Origin of the sequence: Fibrobacter sp. (assembly GCF_045601785.1) — a bacterium.
Taxonomy (GTDB): domain Bacteria; phylum Fibrobacterota; class Fibrobacteria; order Fibrobacterales; family Fibrobacteraceae; genus Fibrobacter.
Genome location: NZ_JAZSAF010000015.1, coordinates 1 through 11,285 on the forward strand (window position 1 = coordinate 1; position 11,285 = coordinate 11,285).

The 11,285-nt window shown below is 52.8% G+C and carries 6 protein-coding genes and 1 pseudogene; 6 read left to right on the forward strand and 1 reads right to left on the reverse strand.

Annotated features, from left to right (window positions below; all coding sequences use genetic code 11):
- The 5 genes from ACKI61_RS02725 to ACKI61_RS02745 form a co-directional block, all read left to right on the forward strand.
- Nucleotides 1–1,330, forward strand: a 1,330-nt coding sequence (locus tag ACKI61_RS02725) for a glycosyl hydrolase (protein WP_407456276.1), incomplete at its 5' end; no start/stop codon positions are given.
- Between the two features lie 90 nt (nucleotides 1,331–1,420).
- Nucleotides 1,421–2,806 carry an SGNH/GDSL hydrolase family protein gene (locus ACKI61_RS02730; RefSeq protein WP_407456277.1) on the forward strand — a complete coding sequence of 462 codons (1,386 nt, stop codon included), beginning with the start codon at nucleotides 1,421–1,423 and terminating at the stop codon, nucleotides 2,804–2,806.
- Between the two features lie 138 nt (nucleotides 2,807–2,944).
- On the forward strand, nucleotides 2,945–4,219 hold the full coding sequence (sbcD, locus tag ACKI61_RS02735; RefSeq protein WP_407456278.1) for an exonuclease subunit SbcD: 1,275 nt from the start codon (nucleotides 2,945–2,947) through the stop codon (nucleotides 4,217–4,219).
- A gap of 2 nt (nucleotides 4,220–4,221) precedes the next feature.
- Nucleotides 4,222–7,365, forward strand: a complete 3,144-nt coding sequence (locus tag ACKI61_RS02740; RefSeq protein WP_407456279.1) for an AAA family ATPase — start codon at nucleotides 4,222–4,224, stop codon at nucleotides 7,363–7,365.
- Between the two features lie 88 nt (nucleotides 7,366–7,453).
- On the forward strand, nucleotides 7,454–9,442 hold the full coding sequence (locus ACKI61_RS02745) for an immune inhibitor A domain-containing protein (protein ID WP_407456280.1): 1,989 nt from the start codon (nucleotides 7,454–7,456) through the stop codon (nucleotides 9,440–9,442).
- 16 nt (nucleotides 9,443–9,458) lie between these two features.
- Here the strand turns inward: ACKI61_RS02745 and ACKI61_RS02750 are convergent, their stop codons facing one another.
- Nucleotides 9,459–10,307: a TIGR02147 family protein gene (locus ACKI61_RS02750; protein ID WP_407456281.1), complete on the reverse strand. Its 849-nt coding sequence runs from the start codon at nucleotides 10,305–10,307 to the stop codon at nucleotides 9,459–9,461.
- 184 nt (nucleotides 10,308–10,491) lie between these two features.
- Between ACKI61_RS02750 and ACKI61_RS02755 the strand changes: the two are divergent.
- A pseudogene (locus ACKI61_RS02755) lies at nucleotides 10,492–11,285 on the forward strand (pectate lyase); the annotation flags it as partial.

Sequence of the window (11,285 nt, forward strand, 5' to 3'; positions counted from 1 at the left end):
CGTCACGCTCAAGGCGGGCACAAACACCATCTCGCTCGAAAAGTACTGGGGCTGGATTAGCGTGGACTATATCGACGTGGAGCCCTACGAATCCGCCCCCTTCAAGCTTTCTGCTGCCCCGGTCACCCCGAACGCGACCGAAAGTGCGGTAAAGCTCTACAGTTTCTTGCGCGAGAACTTCGGCAAGAAGACGATTAGTGGAATCATGACCGGCGACATGACCGGATACACGCTGGGCGCCGACTTCAAGACCCACGACGACGTGAAGTACATCTATACACGCTCGGGCAAGTACCCGGTACTCGTCGGGCTGGATTTCTTGTTTGCAACCGGTCCCAAGGCCAACGAAAGCTGGAACATGGAATACACCGACAAGGCGATTTCCATTGCAAAGGGCCTCTGGAAGGCTGGCGGCATCCCCGCGTTTACCTGGCACTGGAAAGACCCGCTCGACAAGAAGGACGCCTTCTATATCCAGAGTTCTGCCAACGGCGGCGAATACACGGATTTTGACTTCTCTACAGGATTCAAGCCCGGCACCACCGAATGGGACACCGAAAGTGCCGCCTACAAGGGAATTGTCGCCGACATTGACCACATCGCCGACTACTTCCTCGAATTGCAAAAAGAAGGCGTTGCAGGCATATTCCGCCCCCTGCACGAAGCGGGCGGCAAGTGGTTCTGGTGGAGCATCAATTCGGGCGACCAGTTTGCGGCCCTCTACCGCTTGGTATTTGACCGCATGGTCAAAGTCAAGGGCGTGAAGAACATGATCTGGGTGTTCAACCCCGAAGGTTCTACCGTCACCTCCTGGGATCCGGGCAGCGAATACTACGACGTACTTTCCATCGACATCTACAACAGCGCAAATGACCACTCCAGCAACGCGAGTTCCTTCGACAAGTTCAAAAGCGCATCGAACGGCACGAAGATTCTCGCGCTCAGCGAAAACGGCCCCATTCCCGACGTGAACAACATGCACACCGACGAAGCCGTATGGAGCTGGTGGATGCCGTGGTATAGCACCTGGAACGGAACCTGGCCCGGCCAGACGAAGGACGCCGTGTGGAAGAGCAACATGGACGACGAGCGAATCCTTTCGCTCGAAGACATGCCCGGCTGGGAAAAGTACAAGCCGAATGTTTCTGATTCGGGAACGACTCGTATAGCTGATCGTTTCTACCTGCGTGGAGAATCGACCATGATGGGCGTGTACGACATGAACGGCCACTACATGGGAGCCTCGACGCAGAACCTTCCGCAGGGACTCTATATTGTCCGTCAAAAAATTCAGGGCAGGGCTGTGAACAAGATGTTTATCAAAAAATAAAGAGCCCAAATAAGCGCCCCCTGTTGAATTTCTTGCTTCGGGGGGTTGCTTTTGACCTTTTTATGGTGTTGCTTGTGAATTGGAGTGTTTATGGGAAAATTTGTGTTTAGACGCATTGCCTTTGCCGCAACCGTATCGATTTTTGCCCTTTGGGACGTAGAATCGGCGAATGCCATTACCCCGAACAAGTTGGTTTCGGGCGGTTTGCCGGCTCATACCGGAACTTCAACGACCGATTACCTGACGGACGGTTACTTGACCAACTGGAAAAGCAGCAATGCCAAGGAAATCGCAATAAATGTAGGTGAAGGCCCCACGAAATTGCGAATCAATTGGGAATCATTTGGCGATTGCGCCTGGGCCACCGACTTTACGACTGGCTGTTCTCATAGTGGAGTTCCCCTTTCGAATTTCAAGATTATGACCTCCGCGAACTCCACCGACGGTAGCGACGGCGACTGGGTCGAAGTGGCAAATATCAAGGACAATCCCGTGATGGCGCGCGGCGTCGACATCGAATTTGCGGGAAAGTCGTGGTTCAAGTTCGCAAGCGAAGGCGATGTAGGCCAGATTCTCGAAATCGAGGCATTCGACGTGAGCGCGGGCGGTACCGACACGTGGTTCTTCATGGGCACGAGCATCAGCCAGATGGGAATCAAACAGCAGGATACTGATTCAACCACGGCGCAGCTCATTCATGCAAGATTTCCCGAATATACGCCCGCCATGCTCCGCGGGGGCATCGGCTGCATCAACAGCACCGAAGTCGTGGAACACCTGAACGAATACCTGGAATATGCCGGCAACGTCAAATTCTGGGCCATCGAGATGGGCACGAACGATGCCTGGGGCGGCGGCGACTGGAACCTCGACACGTACAAGAAGAACATGCAGACGATTATCGATTCGGCGAAGGCTCATGGAATTACCCCGATTATCGCCCGCATCATCGCAACGGATTCTTCCAAGGCGGGCTGGCAGGTGAACCCCGCATTCCTCGAGGCCGTCGACAACCTGACCGAAGAAAACAACCTCCCGAAGGGTCCCGACTTTTTTTCCTACTTCAAGGAACATCCGGAACAGCTCGCAAGCGACGGCGTTCACCCGAACGGCGACAAGAAGGGAGGCCAAGCGATGCATCACCTGTGGGCGGAAGCTCTCGCCCCGCTGTATGCCGCCGGCGACACGGCGCTGACAAATGTGACTACGGATCCAGCAGGAGATTCTACCGACAGGATGCGTAGTGCTGTTGCAAAGATTGCCACTCCGGTCATTTTCCTGCAAAACCACAATATAGTTATGCATCATTTGCCTGAAAGCGCCGAAATTAGTCTGATTTCGACAATGGGACAGATTGTCGCCCATAAAGGGGCTGTTCGGTCTTCGGCTTATTTTGAAAATTTGCCTCTCGGCAAATACATTGCTGTGATTCGAAATGGGAATGTGCGTTTTTCGAAAATTGTGCAGGTGAAATAGATAGTTTTGACTCCAAACCAAGCAAGGTGTTCCGGCGAAAGTCGGAATGCCTTTTTTTTATTTGACATTTTGTGCCAAAAATACGATAGTATATTTGTATGTCGGAAGAATGGTCTCCGCCTACAAGAAGAGGATTGAATGAAACTGATACATACCGCCGATTGGCACCTGGGCAATTCGATGCACGACATTGATAGACTGGCAGAGTCTAGACAGTTCCTGGATTGGCTCAAGGAACGTATCGTCGAGTTCGGGGCAGAGTGTCTCGTTGTCTCGGGAGATATTTTTGATACGGCGAACCCGCCCCTACCGGCGCGCCGTATGTATTTCCGATTCCTTGCCTCCCTGCTGGACACTTGCTGCAAAAATATCGTGCTAGTGGGTGGCAACCACGACTCGGGCGCACTGCTTGACGCCCCGCGCGACTTGCTCGACGCCCTCAATATCCAAATGGTGGGCTCTCTCGGGGAACGCTCCGTAGAAGAACTCGTAAAGGAACTGACGGATGCCGACGGAAACGTGGTGGGCATCAGCGCCGCGGTGCCGTATGTCCGTGAAATGGAACTGCGCCGTTTCAAGCCCGAAGAATCGACCGAAGATTTTGCTCAATGCACATACCGTGGGCTCTATAGCGCTGTTTACGATGCCGCCGAAGTCCTGCGTGCCGGTCGCGACATCCCCATCGTGGCGACGGGTCACCTGTATGCATCCAAGCTGGAAGGTCGCCCTGAAAACGACGAGGGCAAGGACGCGAAAGAGCATGGCATGCGCGACATCGTCGGAAATCTCGGGACAATCCCCGTCTCCGTTTTCCCGGACGGCTTTGACTACGTGGCTCTCGGACATATCCACTACACGACCAAGGTGGCTGAGAACTCGAAGGTGCGCTATTCAGGCTCGCCGTTCGTACTCGGTTTTGACGAGACGAGTATTCCGCACCATATTCTCGCCATCGACCTGAAGAAGGGTGAAGAACCCGCCGTGCAGAAAATCGAGACCCCGCAGTACTTCAAGTTCCTGCGCGTATCGGGAACCATCGAAGATATTGTCATGCAGCTAAATCAGCTGAAAAGTGCGCCCGCAGAAAAGCCCCTGAAGGTGGAAGTCGTGTTCGACTACGTTCCGGGTGTCAACATCAACGAAATTCTCGCCCCCGTACTGGAAGGAGCTCCGTTCGACGTCGTGAGCAAGAAGGCGAACCGCGCTGATGCCCTTACGGCAGACAGCTTCTCGGACGAAACTCTCGAATCCATCGAGGTTCTGCGCGACGAGGAAATTTTCAAGCTTCTGCTGATGAGCAAGACGGGTGTCACCGAAATGAATGACGATGTCCAGAAAAACTACGATGAGTATCTCTCGCTCTTTATGCAGGTCGTCGAAGAAGTCAATAATGAAAACAACGGGGAGGCTTAAACATGAAAATTCTGAAGATTGAGTTCGAAAATATCAATAGCCTTGCGGGCGAGTGGAGCATCGACTTTACCGACCCATCCTATAGCGAACTGGACCACAGTCTGTTTGTTATTAGTGGAAATACGGGTGTGGGTAAGACAAGCATTCTCGATGCGATTACGCTTGCGCTTTATGGAGCTACGCCTAGGCAAGGGATCGTTTATAAAAAAACGGGTGACGAAGCTAAATCGTCTGACAAGGGTAATGCCGTCATGACATCGGGCAAATGCTCCTGTTACGCCCGCGTTACATATAAGTGCCGTAAGGGCACGTTTGTTTCGGAATGGAGCCAGAGCCGCGCCAAGAGTAAGTCCGATGGTAACCTAAAGGCTGCCCACGGCAAAATTTGGTCCATCAATGATCCGAAAAATCCGATTTTTGACAATGATACGGGAAAAAGCGGTGAATTCGGCAGGAAAAATGCCGATAATATTCAGCTGGACTATTCGCAGTTCTGTCGTTCCATTATGCTTGCTCAGGGAGAATTCAGCAAGTTTCTCACCAGCGATGAAAGGGAACGTGCTGACATCCTTGAAAAGCTGAACGGCACCGAAAGGTTCCGCCGCATCGGTGCGAGGGTGGGTGATCACAGACGGGCGGCAAGTGCTGCAAGGGACAATGCCCTGGCTGCCTACAATACGCAGGCAGGCAACATGCCGAGTGCTGAAGAAATTGATAATGACGAGGCGTTGCTTGCCGAAAGTGCGGCCAAGGAAAAGAATCTTGTCGCGCAGAAGACCGAATTGGAGTCAAAGATCAATTGGCGTAATTCGATGAACACTTGCACCGGTAACTTGCAAAAGGCGGAAAGTGAACTTGCACGCGCCAATCAGGCGAAAACCGATTTTTCTGAAAGCGAAGTTCGCCTTTCAGATGCCGAAAAGGCAAGGGAATGTGCCTCGCTCCATACGGAACTGCTGGGTCTTCGCAAGCGCGAATCCAGTGATAAAGCGGAACTGGAGCGTCAGAAGGAACTTCTTCCTGAAGTGATGGAAAAATTGACCCGTGCGGGCGAAGCGAAGTCGCTTGCCGAAAAGGCAAAGACTGATGCGGAAAACTTTATCGCTGAAAACGATGCGCTATGGAATGAAATCCGCAAACTCGACCAGGACGTAAAAAATGCGGTAAACGCAAAGTCGGAAGCCGAAACCCGCAAGAAAAAGGCCGCGGGGGCCCTTGCGAAGGCTGCAGACGATCTTGAAAAGGCAAAGAACGACATCAAGTCGATTGAACCGCAGGTCGAAACGCTCAAGCAAACGCAAGAGTCGAACGCGAAGGACTCGAAACTCACGGGTATCATTCCGCAGAGCGAAACGTTTGTTTCCAACATCCGTAAGCTAGATGCCGATATTAAGAAGGCGGAACAAGCAAAAACCGCAGCAGTAAAGGATATCGCCAAAGTCGAAGACAATTTCAAGGTGGCGTTCCAGCGAAAACAGGAGCTGCTCGACGAACAGAATGAACTGTTCAGAAACGAAGTCCTTGTACTTGCCAATGTAATTCAGAAGCATCTTGTTGAAGGCGAGGCGTGTCCGGTTTGCGGTTCTAAGGAGCACCCCGCATGTAGCCATGCGGAAAATATTGCAGGCGATGAATCCGGCGTGAGCAATACCGCCGAAAAAATTCGCGAACTGAATGCCAAAATGCAGGATGTTGACGCGAAAATCAACGCCTGTGAAATCGAGAAGAACCGTGCGGCGAATGTTGAACAGGCTGCCGCCGAGAATATCGATTCCTTGACGAGTCAGAAAGGCGAAATTGCAGGTACGATTGCTACGCTGTGGAAACCCTGGGCGGAATTCGACATCGAGAAAGCAGACGATGTTCTCGCCGATCTGAAAAATCGCCTGCAGCAGTTTGAGACCAACAAGACACTGCTCGATAACCTTTCGAAAAGGCTCGAACTTGCACGCAACAACGAGAGCGTCTATGGCGACGCGGTGGAGAAGGAACGGAATTCTCTCGCAGCTGAAACCGAAGCGTACGATACTGCTGTCCGTAACTTAGACGCGTTGCAGAAAACCCGCGCAGATAAGTTCGGCGACAATGATGTGGAGACCGTCGCGAAGGAAGCGAACGATCGTAAGAATGCTGCAGAAACGGCGTATGCTGCTGCCGACAAGACCTTCCGCGATGCCGAAAACAGGAGCAACGAGTTGAATACGACTATCAAGTCGCTCAAGGATGCTCTCGAAAAGGTGGCGGTCGATATTGAAAAGTCTACGGCGAACTTCAAGACCGCCATCGAAGCGAAGGGCTTCGCCGACGAAAATGCCTTCCTTAAGGCGGCTATGCCTGAACAGGAATTTACGCAGTTGCAGGCGAAAAAGAAGTCTATCGACGAAGCGCTAGCTTCTGCAAAGGGCAAGCTGCAGGTCGCCACCGAAGCGCTTGAAAAGGTGAAGACGGAACGCTCCGACGAGACTCCGCTGCAGACCCTGGTCGAGCAGAAGCAGACTGCCGAAAAGGAACTTGGCGAACTGCAGCAAAGAACGGGCGCTGCACGCAACCGTGTAGAAAACTACAAGAAGAATGCGGCTCGACTGCAGGAACTTCAGAAAAAACTAGATGCAGCAACCGCCGAATGTACGCGATGGGAAACGATGGGTAACTGGTTTGGCGTAATGAACGGTGACGACTTTGCGACATTCGTTCAGGGCCTCACCTTCAAGTCGCTGCTCAAACTTGCTAATAAGCATCTGAAAACCATCAAGGATCGCTTCAGGCTCGTTGCAAATGGCAATCTGGGCTTCAAGGTGAACGATGCGGAATTCGATGAGGACCGTCGGACGACGAACCTCTCCGGAGGCGAAAAGTTCCTGGTGAGTCTCTCACTCGCCTTGGGAATCGCCGATTTTGCAAGCCGTAACGTACGCGTGGAATCGCTATTCATGGACGAAGGCTTCGGCACGCTGGACGACGAAACTCTCGAAGACGTCATGGAGTGCCTCAAGAGCCAGCAGCGCCAGGGCAAGATGCTCGGAATTATTACGCACGTTGATTCTGTCGTGAACAGTATTCACCAGCGAATCCATGTGGAACATTGTCCCGGACAGAACGGTCACAGCTTCATTACGGGTCCCGGAGTGACTCGGTTGCCGAGCTGATCGGAATGCCCCTAGTTGTGTAAAAAAAGGATAATTTACCGGAGCTAAATTGTTTTTCTCCCCAAAATGGATTATTTTTAGGGAGAGAATGAAAATGACGCTCGACAAAATCTTTGTTGTGGCGGCGGTTGCCTGTATGTTGGCATCGCCGTCTTTTGCGCGTCCTGCGGCAACGGGTATAGAGACTGTCCGAAATTGTGACGGAAGCTCGATCTCGGTTCGCTATTCTGGCGACGAACATTACCACTATGCAGAATCTTCCGATGGCATTCTTGTCATGTACGATGGCGAAGGCTGCCTGGTTTATGTGGATGAGCAGGGAAATCCTACGAAAACGCTGGCGAAAGATCCGGAAGCACGCACTGCGGGGGATTCTTCTTTATTAAAGGGGCTCTCCCAGGAATCAGCTCGAAAGAACCATGAAAGGCGACATGGGGGTCGATTTCCCAAGGACACCTCCTTGATGGAACAGACTTCTTTTGCGCATACCCCCGTGATGGCGGGGGGCCAGAAGGGCGTGTCGGCTTTGCTGAAGCGACCGACCCCCAAAAAATGGACCGTTGGGGAACGTTGGTTCCCGGTGCTCCTGATCGGAACGACCGACAAGGCGCATGGCGATTCGGCGAAGTTTTATGATTTTTTGAATAAGCCCGGCTATAGCGAGAACAAGAATATCGGGAGTCTTCGTGATTATTTTTTATTTGTATCTGATAGCCTGTTCAATCCGCACTTTGACGTGTATCCAATAAATATCAACGCAACTCTGCTGAGTTTTGGCCGCGATTCCAACTTCCAAGAAGGCAATTTTCTCAAGGCGGGGTTGGACGAACTCGGCAAGCGAAGCGACTTTAAGGCGAATGTCGCCAAGTATACATCCGACGGGAAAAATGTCGACGGATTCTTCTTTCTTTTTCCGGGAATGGAAAGCGAGGCCCTTAGCCAGAGTGAATTTTTCTGGGGACACGAATTCCGGATGAGTGCCAACGGGTCTTCGGGACGCTTCCAGTCGGCATACCGTGTGGGCAATTACTATTTCGACGAGTATGTCTTTATTGCGCAGTATGCCGATGGCACCAACAGCACAAGAATCAATAAGATGGGTATCTTTGCTCATGAGTTCAGCCATGTTCTAGGCCTGCAGGATCATTACGGCAAAGACGAAAACAAGCAACAGATAGATGGCCCCGGTACGTTCGACGTCATGTCGCAAGGAATGTACAATGGATCCAGTGCCAATGCGGGTGATGCTCCCATGGGTTACTCCGCCTTCGAAAAAGAATGGGTGGGCTGGCTCACGCTGGAAGAACTGGAAACGGAACAGACCTATTCGCTGAAAAAATTGAGCCGGCTGCAGGCCTATTCGATTGCAAATCCGCAGCAAACAGACGAGTTCTATGTCGTAGAATACCGACCTGCTGAAAAGTACGATGCCTATGTAAAGGTGCGCTGGGGACAGCAGGGGAATGGAGTCTATGTGTGGTATATCGACTACGACAGGACTGCCTTTGTGCTTAACAACAATGCTAATGGTGACCGGAGCCACCAGCGCGTGGCGATCAATGCGGTGCTTGCGGCGGGTGGCTACTATGCTGACTTTACCTATGTGAATCGTGGCGGGACGGCACGGGTCCCCGGCATCTACAATATCGTCCTCGACGGAGACGAACGCGCCTGCTTTACGACTTCGAAAAACATTCCCTTGACGGAATGCCCCGTGGACTCCAGCGAAATTGAGATAAGTTCCAGCAGCGAACCGTCGAGCTCCAGCGAAGCCTCGTCGAGTTCGGAAGCGGAAAGCAGCAGTTCCGAAAGCGGCTCGGAATGGCTTGCCGATGGGCGAGTCGCTGCCGACTTGGTGCATGTTCAGCTTGAAGGCCGCTCACTGCACGTGTTGACGGATGTCCAAGGTAAAAAGAACCTGGGCGTGTTCGACTTGCAGGGCCGCGTATTGCTCCACAACGAATTTTCGGGGACGGATGCGGTGCTTGAACTGAAGACGCTGCCGCGCGGCAACTACATTGTCCTGGTAAACGTTGCCGGACAACTTTCGAAAAAGGTGATTTCAATCAGGGAATAAGGCCGCTTCTTGGAGGCTATTTCCCGCCGACAGGGAACAGCGCGAACTGCAACTGGAAAACCTTGTCCGCGTCGGCGTCTTCTTCGGCGATGAGCGCAATTTCTTTACGGAAGGCGTTGATGCGTTCCACGATGCGTTCGTAGCCTTCTTGGCTTATACCGAGGGTGAGCCCTGAAATATGGCGTGTGCCCGGCGGGTCGCGGTCGATGGAATCGGCGGCGAGCTTCAGGCAATTCTGGTGGAATCCGCGAAGAGCCAGTTTCGATGTGCGGTCGCCTGTGGTGATGGCGTTTTCGGTCAAGATGTATTTGCCGCTATCGTCCCTCTTAATCAGCTGGCAGTCTTCGAGCAATTTCACCGATTTCTTGGCTTCCTCGGCGGTAATTTTGGGGTGCACCTGTCTGGCGAGCGCTTCGTAGTCACCGTCGAATCCAAACATACCGATCAGGCTCCGGATGGTGAGGTGGCGCCAGTGGCTGTACACCATGTACTGAGCGTGTCCTAGAATGTGCTGATTTTCTGCAAAGCGAACAACTTTGAGCGCAGCTTGCATCTCTTCGAAGGCGGAGTTTCTTTCCTCGGTTGTCTCAGCCTGGTTGAACTTGACAAGTCCGATGAAGAATTCCGTTTCGTGCTTGCCGAGCCTAAGTCCGCTTGCAACTTTGGGGATGCTTTGGCTCGAAAGGTTCTTGTCGCCGTTCATAACGCGGCTTATAAAGTCCTTAGCCTTGAAACCGATCTTGTCCGAAAATACGCGGAGCGAAAAGGCGGGATTCGCCTCTTTTTTCTGGTTGTAGTAGTCCTTTAGAAATTCCCGGTAGTCCAGGTATTCAAAGACTTTCTTTGTCGGTTTCTTTTCGCCCATGCCCTAAATGTAAGAAAAATGCGTGGAAGGGGGTGCTCCGTGCCTGTTTTCCCGTTGTCCGGGAACAACGCTAAATCGGGTGGGTAAAAGAAAAGTGTGGGCAAAATCACTTTTTCAAGGTAGATTTTACCTAGTTCCCGCGAAAGTTGTGCAGATGTCTGCGTTGTCCGGGAAAGGGTGTATTATGATGAAAAGGATGTTTGGAACCGTGGTGTGCGGAGTGTGGATTGCCGCCGCGGCAATAAGCCCCTCCGAGGTGGTGTCGCTTCCGGGCGACGCCGCCTACGGTGGTGGTGACAAGGTGGGTTCGCAGCTGGTGGCCGCGACATACAATGCGGGCGAGGGTCCGGGTATTTGGATTGTGGCCGATGGCGGCTACAGGCTCTACCACAATGGGGCGCTCCTTGCCGAAGACAACCAGGCGGGCCGCGTGCGCTTTGTGCCGATGACCTTCTTGCCGGGCGAGAACGCGATTTCTGTCGTGGGCGTGAACGGCCAGGGTGCTCCCGGTGTCATGGTGCAGATTGATGACCTCGACAAATCCTACTATTCCGGCAGCGGCTGGAAGGCAAAGCCGACTGTCGGCAACAACTCCTGGAAAAACAAGGGCCGCGACCTTAGCCAGTGGGGCGGGGCGACAACTCTGAACTATGCGAGCAACAAGCTCCCGAGCGGGGCGACCCTTACCGGCTTTGCCGCAAATACGCAGGCCAAGTGGATTTGGAGCGGCGCGGAAACCGACCCGACGGCGGTTCTGCTTTTCACGTTCAACGTGAAGGCCGAAGGATTCGGTGCCAATACCACTGGCGGCGATGCGGGTAACATCGTTTTCGCGAGCGATTCCGCAAGCATCCGCAAGTACCTGCAGAGTAATGACGCCGTGACGATTCTTGTGCCCGAAGGTACTTACGATTTTAGGCAGATGCGCAATGCGGTAACCGAGGCGAACAAGCAGGGGCGTACCTGGTGCCGCACGAC

Bases quoted from the DNA above. Each gene is read 5' to 3' on its own strand.
- sbcD (WP_407456278.1), top strand. From the start codon at position 2,945: ATGAAACTGATACATACCGCCGATTGGCACCTGGGCAATTCGATGCAC.
- ACKI61_RS02745 (WP_407456280.1), top strand. From the start codon at position 7,454: ATGAAAATGACGCTCGACAAAATCTTTGTTGTGGCGGCGGTTGCCTGT.
- ACKI61_RS02730 (WP_407456277.1), top strand. From the start codon at position 1,421: ATGGGAAAATTTGTGTTTAGACGCATTGCCTTTGCCGCAACCGTATCG.
- ACKI61_RS02740 (WP_407456279.1), top strand. From the start codon at position 4,222: ATGAAAATTCTGAAGATTGAGTTCGAAAATATCAATAGCCTTGCGGGC.
- ACKI61_RS02750 (WP_407456281.1), bottom strand. From the start codon at position 10,307: ATGGGCGAAAAGAAACCGACAAAGAAAGTCTTTGAATACCTGGACTAC.